The 18,577-nt window shown below is 62.3% G+C and carries 21 protein-coding genes; 14 read left to right on the forward strand and 7 right to left on the reverse strand.

Annotated features, from left to right (window positions below):
- The first annotated feature begins 98 nt into the window (after nt 1–98).
- The 6 genes from NKH01_RS23055 (at nt 99) to aat (ending at nt 5,446) form a co-directional block, all read left to right on the forward strand.
- Nucleotides 99–1,493 carry a M48 family metalloprotease gene (locus NKH01_RS23055; protein ID WP_353022596.1) on the forward strand — a complete coding sequence of 465 codons (1,395 nt, stop codon included), beginning with the start codon at nt 99–101 and terminating at the stop codon, nt 1,491–1,493.
- Between the two features lie 70 nt (nt 1,494–1,563).
- The gene (locus tag NKH01_RS23060; RefSeq protein ID WP_023717479.1) at nt 1,564–2,367 is read left to right on the forward strand and encodes a DsbA family protein; all 804 of its coding nucleotides are present in this window, start codon (nt 1,564–1,566) and stop codon (nt 2,365–2,367) included.
- A gap of 163 nt (nt 2,368–2,530) precedes the next feature.
- A complete protein-coding gene (gene aroQ, locus NKH01_RS23065; protein ID WP_352484554.1) occupies nt 2,531–2,965 on the forward strand; it encodes a type II 3-dehydroquinate dehydratase in 435 nt (144 codons plus the stop codon).
- Nucleotides 2,966–2,991: 26 nt separating this feature from the next.
- Nucleotides 2,992–3,450 carry an acetyl-CoA carboxylase biotin carboxyl carrier protein gene (accB, locus tag NKH01_RS23070; protein WP_023717477.1) on the forward strand — a complete coding sequence of 153 codons (459 nt, stop codon included), beginning with the start codon at nt 2,992–2,994 and terminating at the stop codon, nt 3,448–3,450.
- A 19-nt stretch (nt 3,451–3,469) separates the two neighbouring features.
- Nucleotides 3,470–4,813, forward strand: coding sequence for an acetyl-CoA carboxylase biotin carboxylase subunit (gene accC, locus NKH01_RS23075; protein WP_352484553.1), 1,344 nt, complete (start codon nt 3,470–3,472; stop codon nt 4,811–4,813).
- Nucleotides 4,814–4,828: 15 nt separating this feature from the next.
- Nucleotides 4,829–5,446, forward strand: a complete 618-nt coding sequence (gene aat / locus NKH01_RS23080) for a leucyl/phenylalanyl-tRNA--protein transferase (protein ID WP_023717475.1) — start codon at nt 4,829–4,831, stop codon at nt 5,444–5,446.
- A 112-nt stretch (nt 5,447–5,558) separates the two neighbouring features.
- Here aat and NKH01_RS23085 read toward each other — a convergent pair whose 3' ends face one another.
- The 3 genes from NKH01_RS23085 to NKH01_RS23095 all read right to left on the reverse strand — a co-directional run bounded on the left by NKH01_RS23085 (nt 5,559) and on the right by NKH01_RS23095 (nt 7,051).
- On the reverse strand, nt 5,559–5,927 hold the full coding sequence (locus NKH01_RS23085; RefSeq protein ID WP_023717474.1) for a hypothetical protein: 369 nt from the start codon (nt 5,925–5,927) through the stop codon (nt 5,559–5,561).
- 86 nt (nt 5,928–6,013) lie between these two features.
- Nucleotides 6,014–6,496 carry a DUF2155 domain-containing protein gene (locus tag NKH01_RS23090; RefSeq protein WP_023717473.1) on the reverse strand — a complete coding sequence of 161 codons (483 nt, stop codon included), beginning with the start codon at nt 6,494–6,496 and terminating at the stop codon, nt 6,014–6,016.
- A 156-nt stretch (nt 6,497–6,652) separates the two neighbouring features.
- Nucleotides 6,653–7,051, reverse strand: coding sequence for an NADH:ubiquinone oxidoreductase subunit NDUFA12 (locus NKH01_RS23095; RefSeq protein WP_352484551.1), 399 nt, complete (start codon nt 7,049–7,051; stop codon nt 6,653–6,655).
- A gap of 246 nt (nt 7,052–7,297) precedes the next feature.
- Here NKH01_RS23095 and NKH01_RS23100 point away from each other — a divergent pair, with 246 nt between their 5' ends.
- The 5 genes from NKH01_RS23100 to NKH01_RS23120 all read left to right on the forward strand — a co-directional run bounded on the left by NKH01_RS23100 (nt 7,298) and on the right by NKH01_RS23120 (nt 12,311).
- A complete protein-coding gene (locus NKH01_RS23100) occupies nt 7,298–8,458 on the forward strand; it encodes a helix-turn-helix transcriptional regulator (RefSeq protein WP_353022601.1) in 1,161 nt (386 codons plus the stop codon).
- Nucleotides 8,459–8,665: 207 nt separating this feature from the next.
- Nucleotides 8,666–10,066: an ArnT family glycosyltransferase gene (locus NKH01_RS23105; RefSeq protein WP_198030459.1), complete on the forward strand. Its 1,401-nt coding sequence runs from the start codon at nt 8,666–8,668 to the stop codon at nt 10,064–10,066.
- Between the two features lie 94 nt (nt 10,067–10,160).
- Nucleotides 10,161–10,460: a hypothetical protein gene (locus NKH01_RS23110; RefSeq protein WP_352484548.1), complete on the forward strand. Its 300-nt coding sequence runs from the start codon at nt 10,161–10,163 to the stop codon at nt 10,458–10,460.
- A gap of 147 nt (nt 10,461–10,607) precedes the next feature.
- Nucleotides 10,608–11,819, forward strand: a complete 1,212-nt coding sequence (locus NKH01_RS23115) for a hypothetical protein (protein ID WP_353022603.1) — start codon at nt 10,608–10,610, stop codon at nt 11,817–11,819.
- Between the two features lie 150 nt (nt 11,820–11,969).
- A complete protein-coding gene (locus NKH01_RS23120) occupies nt 11,970–12,311 on the forward strand; it encodes a hypothetical protein (RefSeq protein WP_352844929.1) in 342 nt (113 codons plus the stop codon).
- Nucleotides 12,312–12,327: 16 nt separating this feature from the next.
- On the opposite strand, the gene NKH01_RS23125 is transcribed toward NKH01_RS23120, so the two are convergent.
- From NKH01_RS23125 to NKH01_RS23140, 4 genes are all read right to left on the reverse strand, one after another.
- A complete protein-coding gene (locus NKH01_RS23125) occupies nt 12,328–12,816 on the reverse strand; it encodes a GNAT family N-acetyltransferase (protein ID WP_023717466.1) in 489 nt (162 codons plus the stop codon).
- 1 nt (nt 12,817) lies between these two features.
- Nucleotides 12,818–14,317 (reverse strand): Asp-tRNA(Asn)/Glu-tRNA(Gln) amidotransferase subunit GatB, encoded by a 1,500-nt coding sequence (gatB, locus tag NKH01_RS23130; protein ID WP_352484544.1) that lies wholly within the window; start codon nt 14,315–14,317, stop codon nt 12,818–12,820.
- 190 nt (nt 14,318–14,507) lie between these two features.
- A complete protein-coding gene (locus tag NKH01_RS23135) occupies nt 14,508–14,939 on the reverse strand; it encodes a CBS domain-containing protein (RefSeq protein WP_023717464.1) in 432 nt (143 codons plus the stop codon).
- 100 nt (nt 14,940–15,039) lie between these two features.
- Complete coding sequence (locus NKH01_RS23140) at nt 15,040–15,810, reverse strand: rhomboid family intramembrane serine protease (RefSeq protein WP_353022606.1); 771 nt, start codon at nt 15,808–15,810, stop codon at nt 15,040–15,042.
- 392 nt (nt 15,811–16,202) lie between these two features.
- Here NKH01_RS23140 and NKH01_RS23145 point away from each other — a divergent pair, with 392 nt between their 5' ends.
- The 3 genes from NKH01_RS23145 to NKH01_RS23155 all read left to right on the forward strand — a co-directional run bounded on the left by NKH01_RS23145 (nt 16,203) and on the right by NKH01_RS23155 (nt 18,402).
- A complete protein-coding gene (locus NKH01_RS23145) occupies nt 16,203–16,841 on the forward strand; it encodes a PAS domain-containing protein (protein WP_023717462.1) in 639 nt (212 codons plus the stop codon).
- Between the two features lie 116 nt (nt 16,842–16,957).
- The gene (locus tag NKH01_RS23150; protein ID WP_023717461.1) at nt 16,958–17,575 is read left to right on the forward strand and encodes a PilZ domain-containing protein; all 618 of its coding nucleotides are present in this window, start codon (nt 16,958–16,960) and stop codon (nt 17,573–17,575) included.
- A gap of 221 nt (nt 17,576–17,796) precedes the next feature.
- The gene (locus NKH01_RS23155; RefSeq protein WP_023717460.1) at nt 17,797–18,402 is read left to right on the forward strand and encodes a transglutaminase-like cysteine peptidase; all 606 of its coding nucleotides are present in this window, start codon (nt 17,797–17,799) and stop codon (nt 18,400–18,402) included.
- Nucleotides 18,403–18,577 lie beyond the last annotated feature (175 nt).

Raw genomic sequence — 18,577 nt, forward strand, 5'->3', positions numbered from 1 at the left:
CCGCACAAATGCCCGATTGATGTGGGGATCACAAGTTCGGTAAGTTTTAAGGTGCCGACTTTTCATCCTTCGCCCGCTCGTCTACCAGTGGACCTGCCATGTTAAGCCGACCCAGATCGACGATCGCCAGGACAGCGCGCGCCTTCGCAACGCTTTCGCTTGCCGCGGTGCTAGCCATGGCTGGCTCGGTCAGCGCGTTTGCGCAGAATGTGCCGGTGGTACGCGATGCCGAGATCGAGGCGCTGGTGCGGGATTACGCACGGCCGATCTTCAAAGCGGCCGGCTTATCGGGCGACGCCATCAACATCGTGCTGGTCAACGACCAGAGCTTCAACGCCTTTGTTGCTGGCCGCCGCATGTTCATCAACACCGGCGCGCTGATGACAGCCGAAACGCCCAACGAGATCATCGGGGTCATCGCCCACGAGGCCGGCCATATCGCCGGCGGACACCAGCAAAAGTTGCGCGAACAGCTCGAGCGCGCCAAGACGATGGCAATCCTGGCGACGCTGCTTGGCGCCGGCGCCATGGTGGCCGGCGCCACCAGCAATAGCCGCGGCCTTGCTGGGGCCGGCATGGGCGTGATGGCCGGCGGCGGCGAGATGGCGCAACGCAGTATCCTCGCCTATCAGCGCACCGAAGAGATGACCGCCGACCGCTCGGCAATCGCTTATCTCAATGCTACCGGCCAGTCCGGCATGGGCATGCTGAAGACGTTCAGCCGTTTCCAGAACGCATTGTCGCTCTCGGGCGCCCAAGTCGATCCCTACAAGATCAGCCATCCGATGCCGCAGGAGCGTATCGCCAATCTCGAAGTGCTGGTGAAGCAGAGCCCTTACCTCGACAAGGTCGACCCACCGACACTGCAGCAGCGCCACGACATGATGCGCATCAAGATCGCCGCCTATATGCAAGGACAGGCCGCCGCGTCGCGATTGATGCGCAAGAACCCCGGCAGCCTCGCCTCGCGCTATGGCGACGCGCAGATGACCTATCTCTTCGGCAATCTGGCCTCGGCGCTCACCAAGACCAGCGCACTGATCAAGGAACAGCCGAAAAATCCCTATTTCCAGGAATTGCGCGGCGACATCCTGATGAAGGCGAACAGGCCGAAGGATGCGGCGGACGCCTATGCCAGGTCGGTCAGCCTCGATCCGGCGCGATCCGGGCTGCTGCCGGTCTCGTACGGCCAGGCGCTGATGGCTATCGGCACGCCGGATTCGCTGAAGAAGGCGGTGGCGCAGATCAACACGGGCCTCGGGCGGGATCGCGAAAACGCCGCCGGATACCGCTATCTGGCACAGGCCTATGGCGAACTCGGCAACATCCCGGCGGCCGAGCTTGCAACCGCCGAAGGGCATTTCTATTCCGGCGACTACAAGAATGCGAAGATCTTCGCCATGCGGGCGCAGCAGAGCATGAAGCGGGGCGAGCCGGGCTGGCTTCGCGCGCAGGACATTATAAACTACGCACCATCAGGTAAGAAGAAGTGAACCTTTCGGACGCACGCTGCGACACAGCCGAACCGAGCGGACCCGAACACAGGCTAGAGGATCGAGGATCATGACCAAGGCAATTCTGCTGGGCACTACCGGAGTGGCAGCCGCCCTCGCCATGCTGGCGTTCGGCTTCGTCGCCGGAAGTCCGCAGACGGCGAAGGCCGGCACGGCGCAGCTTGTCCAGACGGCGTCCTCGGAAACCAAGCTCGACCGCACCGAAGTCGAAGGCATCGTCCGCGACTATCTGCTGAAGAACCCGGAAGTGCTTCTGGAAGCCCAGCAGGCGCTCGAGGCCAAGCAGAAGGAAGAACAGCGCGTCGCCAGTCTCGGCGTCATCAAAGACGCCAAGGACCAGATTTTCAACTCCGCCTTCGACGGCGTTGTCGGCAATCCGAACGGCAAGGTCACAATCGTCGAGTTCTACGATTACAATTGCGGTTACTGCAAACGCGCCATCGATGACATGCGCGCGCTGACCAAGGCCGATCCGGACCTGCGTTTCGTGCTCAAGGAATTCCCGATCCTCGGCCCTGATTCGCAGAAGGCGAGCGTCGTCTCGATGGCCTTCCACTTGATGAAGCCGGAGAAATACGGCGAATTCCACAACGCGCTGCTCGGCGGCCAGGGGCGCGCCACCGAGGCGGCGGCAATCAAGGTGGCGCTGTCGCTCGGCGCCGACGAGGCGGCGCTGCGCGAAAAGATGAAGGACCCGAGCATCACTGAGGCCTTCTCCAAGACCTATGATCTTGCCACCAAGCTCGCCATCACCGGAACGCCGTCCTATGTCGTCGGCAACGAGGTTGTGTTCGGCGCGCTCGGCCAGGAAGTGCTGGCCGAAAAGATCGAGGCGGCGAAGGCCGCACTCTGATTAGCGTTCGGGTTTCGATCAGGCTGCGGGTTTCCGGCGCGGGCCGTTTTCCGGCTGTTGTGGACGGCGAAAGAACGCACTTGCGCTCTTTTCGCCAGCGTCTATGCCCATTATAGAGGGTCCGGCGCGCCGGCTTAGCCGCGCCGGGAAAGGTCGGCATTTTTTGAAAACGGTTTTCGTCCTGAACGGCCCCAATCTCAACGCGCTCGGCAAGCGCGAGCCGGGCATCTATGGCGGCAAGACGCTTGCGGCGATCGCCGACGACTGCAAGCAGGCGGGTGCCGCACTTGGGCTGGAGATCGATTTCCGCCAGTCGAACCATGAGGGCGACCTCGTCGACTGGATCCACGAGGCCGCCGAGAAGGCCGCCGCAATCGTCATCAATCCAGGCGCCTACGGCCACACCTCGATCGCCATTCACGATGCCATCCGCGCCGTCGCGCCGCTGCCGGTCGCTGAGGTGCATCTCTCCAACATCCACGCGCGGGAACCATTCCGCCACGTCTCCATGGTCGCGCCGGTCGCTGTCGGCATGATCTGCGGGTTCGGGCCGCTCGGCTACACGCTGGCGCTGCAGGCGCTGGCTGCACGCCTATGACCGGCCAACAAACAGAAGGCTCGAAAATGTCGATAAAGAAGAACGGTGTTGACCAGCAGCTGATCCGCGACCTGGCGGGCATACTGAACGACACCAACCTCACTGAGATCGAGGTCGAGCTGGGCGATCTGAAGGTGCGCGTCTCGCGGCAGGCGCCGGCCGTCCATGCGATCGCCGCAGCGCCGCCAGCCTATGCCCCGGCAGCAGCGCAGCCTGCGGCAGCGGCCGCGCCGGCGACGCCCGACGTGTCGAAGAACGCCGTCGCCTCGCCAATGGTCGGCACCGCCTATCTGGCACCGTCGCCCGACGCCAAGCCGTTCATCGAAATCGGCCAGAAGGTCAAGGAAGGCCAGACGCTGCTGATCATCGAGGCGATGAAGACGATGAACCAGATCCCCTCGCCGCGCGCCGGCATGGTGACGGCGATCCTGTTCGAAGATGCGCAGCCGGTCGAATACGGCATGCCGCTCGTCGTGATCGAGTAGAGCCGGGAACAGGCGAAAGATGTTCCAGAAAATCCTCATCGCCAATCGCGGCGAAATTGCCCTCAGGGTGCTGCGCGCCTGCAAGGAGCTTGGCATCCAGACGGTGGTGGTGCATTCGACCGCCGACGCCGACGCCATGCATGTGCGTCTCGCCGACGAGAGCGTCTGCATCGGCCCGCCGCCGTCGCGCGACTCCTATCTCAACATCCACCAGATCGTCGCCGCCTGCGAGATCACGGGCGCCGACGCGGTGCATCCCGGCTACGGTTTTTTGTCGGAGAATGCCAAGTTCGCCGACATCCTCGCCGCGCACAACATCACCTTCATCGGCCCGACCGGCGACCATATCCGCATCATGGGCGACAAGATCGAGGCCAAGCGCACCGCAAAGCGCCTCGGCATTCCCGTGGTACCCGGCTCCGACGGCGCGGTCACCGAGGAAAAGGAGGCCAAGCGCATTGCCGCCGAGATCGGCTACCCCGTGATCATCAAGGCGTCGGCCGGCGGCGGCGGGCGCGGCATGAAAGTGGCGCATAGCGAGGCCGACCTCGAGGTGGCGCTGCAGACGGCACGCTCGGAGGCGGGCGCCGCCTTCGGCGACGACGCCGTCTATATCGAGAAGTATCTGCAGAAGCCGCGCCATATCGAAGTGCAGGTGTTCGGCGACGGCGCCGGGCGCGGCGTGCATTTCGGCGAGCGCGACTGCTCGCTGCAGCGCCGCCACCAGAAGGTCTGGGAAGAAGCGCCCTCGCCGGCGCTCAATGCCGAGGAGCGCGCACATATTGGCGGCGTCTGCGCCAAGGCGATCGCCGATCTCGGCTATTCCGGCGCCGGCACCATCGAATTCCTTTATGAGAACGGCGAGTTCTATTTCATCGAGATGAACACGCGCCTGCAGGTCGAACATCCGGTGACCGAGGCGATTACCGGCATCGACCTCGTGCACGAGCAGATCCGCGTCGCCTCGGGCGGCGGGCTTTCGGTGCGCCAGGAAGATATCCGCTTCCACGGCCATGCTATCGAATGCCGCATCAATGCCGAGGATCCGCGCACCTTCACCCCCTCGCCGGGCACCATCACCCACTTCCACACGCCAGGCGGCCTCGGCATCCGCGTCGATTCCGGCGTCTATTCCGGCTACAAGATCCCGCCCTACTACGACAGCCTGATCGGCAAGCTGATCGTGCACGGCCGCAACCGCGTCGAGTGCATGATGCGGCTGCGACGCGCGCTCGATGAATTCGTGGTCGACGGCATCAAGACCACGCTGCCGCTGTTTCGCGACCTCGTCGGCAACGCCGACATCGCCAATGGCGACTACGACATCCACTGGCTGGAAAAATATCTGGCCAAAGGCGAGTGACTCAGGGGCGACGCGATGACCCGCCCCTACGCACCCGGCTATCGCATCCCGACCGACCTGTTGCTCAAAGCCTATGCCTCCGGCGTCTTCCCGATGGCCGAAAATGCCAATGACCCCGAGGTGTTCTGGGTGCGGCCGGAGACGCGCGGCATCATTCCGCTCGACGGTTTCCACATCCCGAAGAGCCTGAGGAAGACGATCCGCAAGGATCTGTTCGAATTCCGCATCGATTTCGATTTCGAGGCGACGATCGACGCCTGCGCCGAAAGACGCGAGGAACGGCGGTCGACCTGGATCAACGCACCAATCCGCGAAGCCTATGTCGAGCTGCATCGGATGGGCCATTGCCATTCGGTCGAGGCCTGGCACGACGACCGGCTGGTCGGCGGGCTCTACGGGGTGTCGCTCGGCCGGGTGTTCTTCGGCGAGAGCATGTTTGCCAGGGAGACCGACGCCTCGAAGGCCTGTCTGGTTCATCTGGTCGAGCGCCTGAAGGCGCGCGGCTTTGCGCTGCTCGATACGCAGTTCACGACCGAGCATCTCAAACGTTTCGGCGCAATCGACGTGCCACGTGGCAAGTACGAGAAGATGCTGGCCGAGGCGCTAAAGGGCGAGGCTGTGTTTTTTCCGTGATCTAGAACGGTTCATCGTTTCACGGAAACGCCGAACCGGTCTATTTTGTGTTTTGACGCAATTCCGCACGGAAAACCGTTCACACTTTTCCTGGAATTGCTCTACCGGCCGGTCAGCCCTTGGTCGCCGTCACCAGCGGTGTCTGTGCATGGAACATCATCTTCCAGCCATTGACGCGGTGGACATAGCCGGTACTGACCAGTGCTGCATAGGCTTCGCCATTTTGCCGGGTCGCACGCGCCTCGTAGGTCAGCATGACGATGTCGCTGCCGGGCTCGATGATGCCCTTGAGGTCGATGTCGAGCTCGCGCCAGCGCTTCGGCTCCGTCGCGGTTTTGGCCAGATCGGCGTTGCTCATCACCCGCGCCATCTGCGGGAAGGCCACCAGGCATTCGGTGTCGGCGTTGGCCTTGAAATAGTCGGCGTCGCCGGTCCAGAATCCCTTTTCGATGTCGAGAAGCTCGCTTTTGTTGGCCATCATCATGGCAACCTCCTCCCTAGAGAAGCCCCAACGCTCGGACAACAAGGCGGTTCCGCAAGACGCCGTATCCGCCGCGCTGACAGGTTCTAGTTGGTTTTGGGGGCAGCGGGTGCCGGCACGTCGGACTTCTGCTTGCAGCCCTTCAGCCAGATATCATAGACGGCGTGCTCGACGGCGTTGATCCCGGGGCTTTCGGCAAACATCCAGCCGGTGAAGATACGGCGGATTTTCCGGTCGAGCGTGATCTCGTCGACCTCGACGAACGAATCCGTCTTCGGCTCTTCGTTTTCCGGCCGCGAATAGCAGATGCGCGGCGTCACCTGCAAAGCGCCGAATTGCACCGTCTCGTCGATATAGACGTCGAAGGTGATGATCCGGCCGGTGATCTTGTCGATGCCGGCGAATTCAGCGACGGGATTGGTGATGCGCTCGGATACTGCGGGTGCTGCGGGTGCCACCGACGCGTCCGGCGCAGGCGGCGCCAACTCCTGCGCAGCAGCAAGCGCCACCATAGAAGCGAGAACGACCGCGGTTGATCCGCCCGTCAAAATTCGGCTGAACATGCTCATGCAAGGTCCGGTGGTTTGCGCCCGGGTGATTCTCTTAACGCCAAGGCTAGTTGCTGCTGTCGGATCAGCAAACAGCTAAACAGCAATTGTGGCGACAAAGGACCGCGCCCGTGGGGACGGTGCCTGTGGGAACCGCGCGCGTGTCGCGGCGATCGATCACGAACCGGGCGTCCAGGCGTCGTAGTCGCCCGTCACCTGCGGACGATGCTGGTTGGTCAGCACCGAGCCCTTCGGGCGATAGGCTGCGGGGCTGCCGGTGAGGTTCGGCACATGCGGCTTTTGCCAGTCGCGGGGCTTGTAGTCTTCCGTTGGCGGCGCAACGTCGACACGGTGATGGATCCAGCCATGCCAGCCGGGCGGAATCGCCGAGGCTTCCGAATAGTCGCGGTAGATGACCCAGCGGCGGGTGCGGCCTTCCGAATCGACGCCGCCCTCGTAGTAGACGTTGCCGACCTCGTCCTGCCCGACCATCTTGCCGTGCCGCCAGGTGTGGAAGCGCGTTCCCAGCGTCTGGCTGTTCCACCAGGTGAAAAACTGCAGAAGGAAAGTTTTCATCCAAATCCTCGTGGCAAGTCCTTGTAGCAAGTCCTCGCGGCGCCTGTTCCTGCTTATGGCGTCACGGCATTGCGAAGGCAAGGGTCTTGCCGCAACCGACAAGCAAATGGCTGGCGGGCAAGCGATACATTCATGCGATCCTCGCGACCGCGCGAAGCGGATGAAATGGGTTGTTGGCAACCTTACGCAGCGTTATTCTAGGAATTGATGCTTCGTCGCCTCAAGGGCGGCAAATGAGAGGGGCTCATGTCATCGCTGGCGGGCACGGCCGGTCGCGCATTGCCGCAGGTCGTTGAGGCGATCTACGATTCGATTGCCGACGTCGGCCGCTGGCAAGCGACACTCGAGGCCATCTGCAGCCTGGCGGAAGGCCAGCTTGCCATGCTCGCCGTCATCGACACGATCAGCAGTTCCGCGCGGTTTTCGGTGTCTTGCGGCGATCCCGCAGTTCTTGAGCCGTTGAAGCATGACTACGGCTCGCAAGTGCCGTTCTACGCGGCGGTTCCCAAGATGGAGATCGACGTGCCATTCACCGTCGATTCGATCTACGCCCTGCAAGGTCCAGATACGCGACAGAGATGGCTCGAAAGCCGCATCGTGCGCGAATGGGTGCAACCCAACCGGCTGGACGATTTCTTCTGGGTGGCGTTGATGAAGCGGCCGACCCGGATCGGCACGCTAATGGTGGTGACCGACAAGGACAGACGCCAGATTTCCCGCGAGGATCTCGAGCTTGTCTGCCTGCTGGCGCCGCATGTGCGGCGCGCGGTGACCATCGGCGACCTGTTCGAGGCGGAGCGGCGCAAGGCCGAAATCTTCCGTTCCATCATCGAAAGCCTTGACCATCCCGTGCTGATCGTCGCCGAAGACATGACCATCATCTTCGCCAACCCGACAGCCGAAGCGCTGCTCGCCGAAAACATCTCGGTCGCTTGCGTGCGCGGACAGCTTTCCTTCACCTATGCCAACGCCAATGCCGCGATCGGCCGTGCCGTCCAGCTCGGCACGCGCGACGAATTCGCGCTCGGACCTTGCGGCATCAACATTCCGCTGGCCAAGACGGCCGTTCCGGCGGTGGCCCATGTGATGCCGCTGGCGCGGCGTGAAATCTCGGCGCGTATCTCGCAGCGCGCCGCCGCGGCGATCTTCATCGCCGCGGCCGGTTCGGCACCAATCCCGGCGCTGGACGCCATTGCGGCGCTGTTCGGACTGACCGCGGCAGAGAGGCGCGTCGCCGGTCACGTTGCCGCCGGCCTGACGCGAAAGGAAATCGCCGCGGCCGGCGGCGTCTCGGATGGCACCGTCAAGTCGCAGCTGGCAACGATCTTCGACAAGACCGGTACCGGCGATCAGCGCGAGCTCGAACTCTTGATGCGCGAATTGTCGCCGCCGTTGCGCTCCAGTTGATTTGCGCAGATCCCCCGGACCGGCCGTGGTCCAAAAGGCTCGGCCGGTAAGTTTTCCAAGCCTTTAAGAACATCATCCGCAAAATCTGCAAAACGAAACCGGCATCGTTGCAATTCGGCCAAAATCATGGTGCGGTCGTTCGCGGTCCAGAAACGCGGCACTATGCTCGGCTGGAAAGAAAATGGTTTCTGGCGCGGATCTCGATCTTTGATACCGACATCTACCGAGCGGCTGCTCCCCTACCTTTTCCTGCTTGGGCTGATCGTCATCGCGGTCGCTTTCCGGCCACTGCTGCCCGTCGACGAAACGCGATATCTCAGCGTCACCTGGGAAATGTATCTGAGCGGACAGATCTTCGTCCCGACGATGAATTTCGCGCCCTATCTGCAGAAGCCGCCGCTGCTGTTTTGGCTTATCGACCTTGTCTGGACCGTTTTCGGCGCCAGCCGGCCGGCGGCGATGCTGGTCATCTTCGCCGCCTCCTCACTCGTCATCTGGCTGACGACGGCTTTGGCAAGGACCCTGTTTCCCGGCCGCGACGACATCGCACGGCGCGTCCCCTGGCTGGTCGTCGGAAGCAGCGTGTTCGTCATCTATTCGACGCTGATCCTGTTCGACCTGTTGCTGACGGTCTTCGTGCTCGCCGCGCTGTTGTCGTTGATTGCCTTTGCCCGGAGCGGCGACCGCTGGCAGGCCGTTCTGGCCGGGTTGTTCATCGGCATGGGCGTGCTGACGAAAGGCCCGGTGGTGCTCATCCATATCGGCGCGCCCATCCTGTTCTACCCGTTCTGGCGCGACCGGCGGGCGGGACTGGCGACACCGAACTTCCTCGCTGGAGTGGGCCTGGCAGTGCTCGCCGCGCTAATTCCGGTGGCGATTTGGCTGGTGCCGGCGACCATCCTGACAAAGGGCAGTTTCGTCTATGATCTGGTCTGGAACCAATCGGCGGGGCGCGTCACCGGCAATTTGCGCAATTCGCACGGCCGGCCGTTCTATTTCTATCTGCTGCTGCTGCCGGTCATGTTCATACCGTGGATTTTTATACCTGAGGTATGGCGATTGAAGCTGCGCACGCGGATACGCAGCCTGATCGAGACGAAGTCGCCCGATCTGCGCGCCTTGCGCCTGCTGTCGTTCTCGTTCGTTGCCGTGTTGCTGGCATTCAGCGCGATATCCGGCAAGCAGCCCCACTATGTCGTGCCGATGTTGCCGTTCGTGACCATCCTATTCGGGTATTTCATGGCGGAGATCCCGCTCGCCAGGCTGAAAAGCTCGGCCGTCGTCATGCTTGTCATTTTCGGCATCGGCCACGCGGTGGCATCGGCAACCGCGTTCAAACGCTATGACCTGACGCCGCTCGCCAACTTCGTCGACGAGCGAAAGGATGCGGACTGGGCCGTGGCTTTCGACTATCAAGGCGAAGTCGGCTTCCTGGCCCGGTTGCAAAAGCCATTCGAAACCACCGACAAACCGGAAGAATGGCTTGGCTCGCATCCCAGCGGCTATGTCATCGACAAGGTTTCCAAGGATCCCGGCACCGCAGGGCAAATCGCGTTCCGGCTTCGCGTCGAACGCGGTTATCTCGTCGTGCTGAAGGGACAGCATTGACGATCGTCACCGGTACGCGAATTCATCTCCCGCGCGGGAGATGAAGGCGTTGCTGCTCCGTGGTTCCATCGCTCGATAGAACCGGGAGGTATTCATGCGCAAGCTCATCTCGACAACGCTTTTTGTCTTATCGCTCGCTGTGGCCGGCCTTGCTGCCGATCCGGCATGGAGCTTCAAATGTCAGTCGGGTACGATCGGGCAAGGCAGTTGCTCCTGCTCCGGGACCGCCGACTGCACCGACATGCGGCATTCCAAAATGTGCAAGGGCGACCTGAACTGCGGTTCGGGCAAATGCTCCTGCACGGCCGCATTGGTAGTCGACCCAGGTCCGAAAACCCCCAAGCCCAAGGTCGTCGCGCCGAAGGCGACGACCAAAGGCGTCGTGAAGCAGTAGCCATCCAATCCGAAAGGACGGCGGCTCGACGTCGTTAGGCCCGCCCGATGTTTTCGCGGTTCATCCCCCGTGCGGGCGATGAACCGCCATCGGACAAATGCTGCTGTCTAGCCGGAGGGTGGTTTCCAACGACAGAGCGAGGATACCATGTTGAAAACCTGCACGATGCTGTTCTTCGGTCTGATGGCGGCCACCGCGGCCGCCCAGCCGCCGCCTTCGGGGCCGCCGGTTCCCAGTGCGGCACTTGCCCCATGCAACCCCACACAATCGAACAGGCCCTGCAAAGCCGAACTCGGCGTGTTCCTGATCACCAACACCGTCCGCAACCTGGCGCAAGCCAAGGTCGACGCCACCAACGCACAGCTAGCCGCCCAGGGACGATCATCGCGCGCATCGATCGAATCGCTGAAGCAATGGCGGCCGTCGCGCTTTGCGACGCAGATGCTGAACCAGCCGAACAACTGGTTTGTCAAAGTTCCCTATATCCTCACCATCAAGGTCTCGATCCCGGTGACGTCCGACCGTCACATCGGCATTCCCATAGACGTCAACGTCTTCTGCAGCCGCTGGCAGACAGATTCCAGCCAGGTCATCATCCGCTCGCAACCCGGCCCGGCGAGTTTCGAAGGCGGCAACATCCTCGAAGATGTTTTCAACATCGGCAACTACATCGATGCGCAGGTACGCAGCTCGTTTTCGGCACCCCTGCCGGTGACGACGCCGGTTCCGAATTCGAAATGCTCGGCAATCGACGGGTCCGATGCCGGAACGCAAGCCACCGGCGACGATCTCATCTTCTGGACGGTGCCGCGGCGCAACCTGATTGTGACGGACGCCATAGCCAAGCCGACGGTTGAAGTGACCTTCGACAGCCTGACGCGCCTGGCGGCCCGCGACTTCCACAACAATGTGGTCTATGCGGAATCCGAGGCCATTAACCTCAACGTCTACGCCAATGAGGGCGGCCTTCAGAAGGCGCTGACGATGCGCGAAGGCGACGTGGCTGTGCTGAACCTTCCCACACTCAGGCTCGACGCGCGAAAATACGATTCGCTGGTCGTCATCGGCAATGTCGACCAGCCGCCGAACGATCCCAGAGACAGCGCCTTCGCGGTAGCGGCCAAGAGTGCGGGATTCGGTGCCGGTTCCAAGGTCATGCAGATCCCGAAGTGGTATTCGAGGCCTCCGGACCAGTTCAATCACAAGCCTACATGGATCAGAGTTCCGGGCTACGAGCTGCGCTATACGGTGCGCTATCTCAACAGCGGCGGGCTGGCCGTCGACGGTGGCGCCAGTACGGTCCGGCCACCAAAAGTCGCCGTTCCGATAGAGACGCTCATCAAGCCGAAAACGCCCTGACGCGGCCACTCGCGGATGACGGCGGCGGTTCGGACCGCTGCCGCCATCCCCCGCGCGGCAGATGCGGCAGCGCCTGCTTCATGGCCTGATCTTGCGGGAACAAACGCGCCGCTCGCCACGAGCGAGCGGCGCCATCGATGGAGACAAACGATGCTGCACCTTCGCCACACCATGCCCGCCGCCCGGATCATTGCGGCAATCTCGCTGCTTGCTTTCCCGAACCTCGTGCCGCCGGTCACGAGCCCGGCGAACGCGCTGCCGGTCAGCCAATCCTGCCGGATCACCACCTATTACAAGACGGCGGCGAAGGCGACGGAGGTTGGCGTGCGCTCGACGTGCCAAGGCGTCAAAAAATGGGGTGTCACCTCGAAATATTACGAGGTCGAAAAAATCGAAGCCGCTACGCCCCCGCACACGTCGGGCGGCGGCGGCAGCCTGCCGTGCGAGTTTCTCGCTGCCGGCTGCTCCAACCTGCCTGTGAAACGCAACTGAGCGTCAGGCGAACGAGCTAGCCGATCGCCTTCTCCAAAACCAGCGCCGGCAACCCTGTGGCGCCGCCGCAATCGGCCGTGTTGCCGGCGGGCAAGAACCCTCTCGAGCGGTAGAAGGCGATCGCCGGGGCATTTGCTTCCTCGACCTCGACGCGTAGCGTTCGGGCCTCCGGAAAGCTGGCCTCGATCTCGTCCAGCAGCGCCTGGCCGATGCCTTGCCTGTGCCAGGCCGGATGCACGTAAAGCTGGTTCAGCATGACGATCCTGGCATCCGTGGTGGCGGCGGCGAAAGCCATGCCGCCGATGCTTTTGCCGTCGTCGGCGACCAGGAACTCCGAGTTCGGCCGCGTCAGCCGTGCTTTGAGCGCGGCGATCGAATGCCATTCATCGGTGATTTCGGTAACCCGCGCCGCGCCGTAGATGGCGTCATAGGTGGCATGCCATGTCTCGATCAGCAATGCGCGCACCGCCGCCAGATCGCGCTCGCCGGCGGTGCGGACGAACATCCTACTCGATCCCGAGCTTGGCCTTGACCAGCTCGTTGACCGCCTGCGGATTGGCCTTGCCGCCGGTTGCCTTCATCACCTGGCCGACGAACCAGCCGGCCATGGTCGGCTTGGCACGCGCCTGCTCGACCTTGTCCGGGTTGGCCGCAATCACCTCGTCGACCGCCTTTTCGATGGCGCCGGTATCGGTGACCTGCTTCATGCCACGGCTTTCGACCAGCTGACGCGGATCGCCGCCCTCGTTCCACACGATCTCGAACAGATCCTTGGCGATCTTGCCGGAGATGGTGCCTTCCTTGATCAGGTCGATGACGGCACCAAGCTGGTCGGGCGAAACAGGAGCGTTTTCAATATCCTTGCCGGCCTTGTTCAAGGCCCCCAGGAGGTCGTTGATGACCCAGTTGGCGGCGAGCTTGCCGTCGCGCCCAGCCGCCACCTTCTCGAAATAATCGGCGACCGCCTTTTCCGATACCAGGATCGAGGCATCGTAGGTCGACAGGCCAAGCGACGAGATCAGCCGCGCCTTCTTGGCGTCGGGAAGTTCCGGCAGGTCCTTTGCCAACTCATCGACATAGGCCTGGTCGAATTCCAGCGGCAGAAGATCGGGATCCGGGAAATAGCGGTAGTCATGCGCTTCTTCCTTGGAGCGCATCGAGCGCGTCTCACCCTTGTTGGGGTCGAACAGCCGTGTTTCCTGCTCGATCCTGCCGCCGTCCTCGAGGATGGCGATCTGGCGGCGCGCTTCATAGTCGATGGCCTGGCCGATGAAACGGATCGAGTTGACGTTCTTGATCTCGCAGCGCGTGCCGAATTCGCCGCCGGGCCGGCGCACCGAGACGTTGACGTCGGCTCGCAACGAGCCTTCGTCCATATTGCCGTCGCAGGTGCCGAGATAGCGCACGATGGTGCGCAGCTTGGTGACATACGCTTTGGCTTCATCGGCGGAGCGCATATCCGGCTTGGAGACGATCTCCATCAGCGCCACGCCGGAGCGGTTGAGATCGACATAGGACATTGTCGCATGCTGGTCGTGCATCGACTTGCCCGCATCCTGCTCCAGGTGCAGACGCTCGATGCCGACCTCGATGTCCTCGAATTCGCCCTGCCGGTCCGGGCCGACCGAGACGATCACCTTGCCCTCGCCGACGATCGGCTGCTTGAACTGCGAGATCTGGTAGCCCTGCGGCAGATCGGGATAGAAATAGTTTTTCCTGTCGAAGACCGATTTGTGGTTGATCTCAGCCTTCAGGCCCAACCCGGTACGGATCGCCTGCTTGACGCATTCCTCGTTGATGACCGGCAGCATGCCGGGCATCGCCGCGTCGACCAGGCTGACATTGGCATTGGGCGCGGCGCCGAAAATGGTCGAGGCGCCGGAAAACAGCTTTGCCTGCGAGGTCACCTGCGCATGGACCTCGAGGCCGATGATGATCTCCCAGTCGCCGGTGGCGCCGGGAACCAGGCGCTTGGCGTCGGGCGTGCGGGTATCGATGAGGGTCATAGTGGCCTGCATAGTGGAATTGCGGATATGCGAGAACGCATATTTTGATGTGCAACTTCGCTAGTGCAAACCGCCAAGAGAGACAAGCGCAAAGCCGCGGGCGCCGACGCGGCACAGGCCCGCACCTGCCGCGATGGACTGCTATAGCAGCTTGAAAAAATTCAATGGCCGGCAACCCGGCCGCCCTCACCTATGCCGTGGCGATATAGGCCCTGATTTCCTCGGCCTCGCGCTCGACGTCCTCGATGCGCCGCTTGACCACGTCGCCGATCGACACGATGCCGTCGAGCAGCCCGTTCTTTTCCACCGGCAGATGGCGGAAGCGGCCCTTGGTCATGATCTCCATGACCTCGTTGACGGTGTGGTTCTCATTGCAGATCTTCACCTTGGGCGTCATCGCCGAGCGGATGGCAAGGTCGAGCGCCGCCGCCCCCTCCTTGGCGAGAACCCGCACCACATCGCGCTCGGAAAGAATGCCGACGATCTTGTGATCGCCGTTGGTGATGACCAGCGCGCCGATCCTGTGTTCGGAAAGCATGCGGATGGCTTCGCTGAGCTTTTCGTTCGGCCCGAGCGTCACCACGTCGTGGCCTTTTGCCTCGAGAATTGCCTTAACAGTCATGGCGTCCTCCTCTGCATTTCCTGCCGGCTCCTGCCCTGGCCGGCTTTCCCTAGTATGAACATGGTGCGCCGCGATCGGTTTCATTTCAAGAGCGGAGCTCTCAGGTCTCCGGCTCGTCCGCCTGTCGGGGCGCCTGCTCTCGCCGATCAAAAAACCGCAGGCCAAAGAAGCCGGCAAGAAAGCCGCCAATATGGGCTTCCCAGGCGATCTGGCCGTCAATGCCGGGCGCCAGACCGAAGAGGCCGGTCGCCAGGTTGATCGCCATCCACATGGCGAGAAAGGTGACGACGCCGCGCGAACGCAGCACCGCCGCCATCGGCAAAGGCTGGCCGGCGAAGGCGGCCTTGCCCGACGAGCGGTCGATGCGGAAGCCATAGCGCGCCGCCGCACCCATCATGCCGGAAATCGCGCCGGAGGCGCCGACCAGCGGCGCCTCGCCAAGCGGATGCATGGCCCAGAACAGCGCCACCGCCGCCAGTCCGGTCGCGGCGAAGAACAGGCTGAAGCGCAACGCGCCGAAGCGGTTGGCCAGCGGTGAGCCGAAGGCCGCGAGCCACACCATGTTGATGGCAAGATGGGCAAAGCCGCCATGCAGGAAGGCATAGGTAAATGGGCTTGAAAACGCGAAGAAATCCAGGTCGAAGCGGCCGGAATAGCGGATCGGCACAAAGGCTGCCCGGACAAGCAGTTCGAAGTCCTGGTCGTCGGTCAGCCAATAGACCCGGATCAGATGGACGGCGACGCAGATGCCGATCACCGCCAGCACAACGGGCGGCAGGTTGAACACCGGTTCACGGCGCTGCTCCGGTTCGCGGGCGGCAGGCCCACTCTCGCCCTGCTCGATCTCCGGTGGGCTTTCTGGGTCGCTCATACGGCTTGCACTCAGTCGCTGGATTGGACTTCGCGAGCATGTAGATCACGGCCAACCGAATCACAAACGGCGAATCAGCAGCTCCGAATCAAAAAAGAAGCCGTCCAAGATTTCCCTTGAACGGCTGGTCGAGCCCCCTTGCTCCCCCTGAACTCTTGACTGAAGTGCTGCCGATCGTCGCAAAACGACCGCTTCTGGAGTGGTTTTGGTGTGCCACAGGCCTGGCCGGCGCGCAACGTAAACCAGTTGTTAACCTTAACCGCCCCGACCCGTGAACAAGTATTAACGATGCTGGCACGCATCCTGCTCCGCAACGCATGTAGGTCTTCGGAGGGCGCCCTTCTGTTCACCGATGGGACATCAGAAGACAGAATGCGCGGAGCAGCATTAGCATGAACCAGACCGGATCGATCACGCTGTTCCATTATTGGAACCGGTTGCGTGACGGACGCCCTGCCCCGAAGCGCTCGGAAGTCGAACCGGCCGACATCAAGTCGCTGCTGGCCGACACGTTCATCCTGGAAAAGGACACGCGCGGCGAAGCGGTGTTCCGGCTGGCCGGCACCAGGCTTTGCGCAGTCTATGGCCGTGAACTCAAGGGGTTTTCATTCCCTTCGCTGTGGCGCGAGAAGGACCAGCGGCTGATCTCGAAGCTGACCGATGGCGTCTTCGACCTGAAATCGGTGGTGCTCATCACCTATGAGGGTTTCAGCCGCAACGGCCGTTCCAACAGGTTCGAGCTGCTCGCACTGCCGCTCGACGGCGGTGTCGAGAGTCCGCGTTGCCTCGGCGTGATAAGCGCCGTTGAAAAGCCCTTCTGGCTGGGCGCCGACCCGGTTCTCGACGCGTTGATCGATTCGATCCGTGTCGTCGATCCCGACAAGGAGCCGATGTTCCTGAAGAACCGCCCGGCGATCGAAGTTCCCTCGCTCGCCCCATCGGAATTCGACCCGCCCGAGACGATTTCGGCGCTCGGCCAGGCCCGTCGCATCCGTCACCTGGTCGTCTTCGACGGCGGACGCGAAGAATGATGCCAAAGCTTAAAGCAACAGTGCCGGGCTTTCCCCTTTGTTAACCTGCTTTGTTGTAGTTTTCCGCTGAAATTCCCCGCATCCATGCGCGGAATGCCGAACGGGGTATGGCAGTCATGAGGTCAGCGGCGGTCGACCATGCGCCGTCCCAAGCTGAAAGGCGTAACTTTCAGCGCGTCCGCGTGAAGATTTACGGACGCTTCATGCTGGAAGACCGCACCGAACATCCCTGCCAGGTGGTCGACATGTCGCCCGGCAACGTCGCACTGCGCACCGAGCGCGCCGGCCTGCCGGGTGAAAAGGTCATTGCCTACATCGATCACATCGGCCGCATCGAGGGCGTCATCACCCGCACTTTGCAGGATGGCTTTGCGATGACCGTCATCGCGTCGGACCGCAAGCGGGACAAGCTCGCCGCGCAACTGACCTGGCTTGCCAACAAGCACGAGCTCGACCTGCCGGAAGACCGCCGCCATGAACGCGTGGCACCGCGCAACCCGACGAGCGTGCTGCAACTTGCTGACGGACGGCAGTACCAGTGCCGCATCATCGATCTGTCGCTGTCGGGCGCCGCGATCGAGATCGACGTCAAGCCGGCCATCGGCGTCCAGGTGACGCTGGGCACCATGCGCGGCCAGGTGGTGCGCCATTTCGAAGATGGCGTCGCCATCGAGTTCGCCGTCGTCCAGCGGCCGGAAACGCTCGACACCGAATTCAGCTCGCCGCGCGGCTGACGCGGAAGCTTTAGCACCATCGCGAAGATCGCCATCCTAGCTGTTCGAACGGTGCGACGAAGCATGGGAATACACCCGGCTAGAATCCTTAAATAATTCTATACTCAATTGCATCAAATTTTATGTTTATTCTATTGGCGTTTTACTTAATGTCTACTTCGCGCTTTTGCGTCAAATAAATCCAGCCGTGTCATTGTCTCCTCAAACGGGGAGACTGAATAATGAAAAGGATGAGGGGCAAGCTGTTGCTGGCGGCAATAGCGATGCAGCTTTTCGGCTGGGGGATTGCAAGCGCGGCGGAGCCGGCGTTCATGCATACCGGCGGCCGCACCACGCAGCCGGTCGGTCACTACGAATTGTGCCGGCAGATCCCGCAGGAATGCAATCAGAGGACGCCGAACCGGGCACCGGTCGAACTCACCCGCAAGCTGTGGGCAACGATCGTCAAGATCAACAATTCGGTCAACAGCAGGGTCGCGCCGCGCACCGACATGGAAATGTGGGGCAAGGAAGAAGTCTGGTCGTTTCCCAAAGGCTTCGGCGACTGCGAGGACTATGCGCTGGAAAAGCGCCGCGAACTGATGAGCATGGGCGTGCCGGCCGGCGATCTGCTGATGACGGTGGTGCGCCAGCGCAACGGCGACGGCCATGCGGTGCTGACCGTGCGCACCAGCCTTGGAGAGTTCATCCTCGACAATCTCCAGCCCAAGGTGCTGTCCTGGACCAAGACCAGTTACACCTACCTGAAGCGCCAGTCCGACCGCAATTCCGGCGCCTGGGTAACGATCAACGACGGCCGCTCCGACGCGGTCGCCAGCGTCCGCTGAGGACGCCAATGCATGTCGCCCAAAAGTGCGTAGCGGTTTTGGGATAACGACATGCATAAAACAGAGGTTAAGTGCGTCGCATGACTTCGCGCTTTAGGAGAAACCCGGTCGAGTCCCCACCCTCCCCGTCCCCAACGACCGGGTTTAGGAGCCGGCCCCGTCCCCGGGCCGGCTC

The organism is Mesorhizobium sp. M1403 (assembly GCF_040317695.1).
Taxonomy (GTDB): domain Bacteria; phylum Pseudomonadota; class Alphaproteobacteria; order Rhizobiales; family Rhizobiaceae; genus Mesorhizobium.

Coding starts and splice junctions, on each gene's coding strand:
- NKH01_RS23095 (WP_352484551.1), bottom strand. CDS start 7,051: ATGAAAACTTTCCTTCTGCAGTTTTTCACCTGGTGGAACAGCCAGACG.
- NKH01_RS23085 (WP_023717474.1), bottom strand. CDS start 5,927: ATGATGGCCAACAAAAGCGAGCTTCTCGACATCGAAAAGGGATTCTGG.
- NKH01_RS23145 (WP_023717462.1), top strand. CDS start 16,203: ATGAACCAGACCGGATCGATCACGCTGTTCCATTATTGGAACCGGTTG.
- NKH01_RS23115 (WP_353022603.1), top strand. CDS start 10,608: ATGTTGAAAACCTGCACGATGCTGTTCTTCGGTCTGATGGCGGCCACC.
- NKH01_RS23060 (WP_023717479.1), top strand. CDS start 1,564: ATGACCAAGGCAATTCTGCTGGGCACTACCGGAGTGGCAGCCGCCCTC.
- NKH01_RS23150 (WP_023717461.1), top strand. CDS start 16,958: ATGAGGTCAGCGGCGGTCGACCATGCGCCGTCCCAAGCTGAAAGGCGT.
- accC (WP_352484553.1), top strand. CDS start 3,470: ATGTTCCAGAAAATCCTCATCGCCAATCGCGGCGAAATTGCCCTCAGG.
- NKH01_RS23155 (WP_023717460.1), top strand. CDS start 17,797: ATGAAAAGGATGAGGGGCAAGCTGTTGCTGGCGGCAATAGCGATGCAG.
- NKH01_RS23125 (WP_023717466.1), bottom strand. CDS start 12,816: ATGTTCGTCCGCACCGCCGGCGAGCGCGATCTGGCGGCGGTGCGCGCA.
- aat (WP_023717475.1), top strand. CDS start 4,829: ATGACCCGCCCCTACGCACCCGGCTATCGCATCCCGACCGACCTGTTG.
- NKH01_RS23055 (WP_353022596.1), top strand. CDS start 99: ATGTTAAGCCGACCCAGATCGACGATCGCCAGGACAGCGCGCGCCTTC.
- NKH01_RS23140 (WP_353022606.1), bottom strand. CDS start 15,810: ATGAGCGACCCAGAAAGCCCACCGGAGATCGAGCAGGGCGAGAGTGGG.
- NKH01_RS23100 (WP_353022601.1), top strand. CDS start 7,298: ATGTCATCGCTGGCGGGCACGGCCGGTCGCGCATTGCCGCAGGTCGTT.
- NKH01_RS23135 (WP_023717464.1), bottom strand. CDS start 14,939: ATGACTGTTAAGGCAATTCTCGAGGCAAAAGGCCACGACGTGGTGACG.
- NKH01_RS23120 (WP_352844929.1), top strand. CDS start 11,970: ATGCTGCACCTTCGCCACACCATGCCCGCCGCCCGGATCATTGCGGCA.
- NKH01_RS23110 (WP_352484548.1), top strand. CDS start 10,161: ATGCGCAAGCTCATCTCGACAACGCTTTTTGTCTTATCGCTCGCTGTG.
- NKH01_RS23090 (WP_023717473.1), bottom strand. CDS start 6,496: ATGAGCATGTTCAGCCGAATTTTGACGGGCGGATCAACCGCGGTCGTT.
- accB (WP_023717477.1), top strand. CDS start 2,992: ATGTCGATAAAGAAGAACGGTGTTGACCAGCAGCTGATCCGCGACCTG.
- gatB (WP_352484544.1), bottom strand. CDS start 14,317: ATGACCCTCATCGATACCCGCACGCCCGACGCCAAGCGCCTGGTTCCC.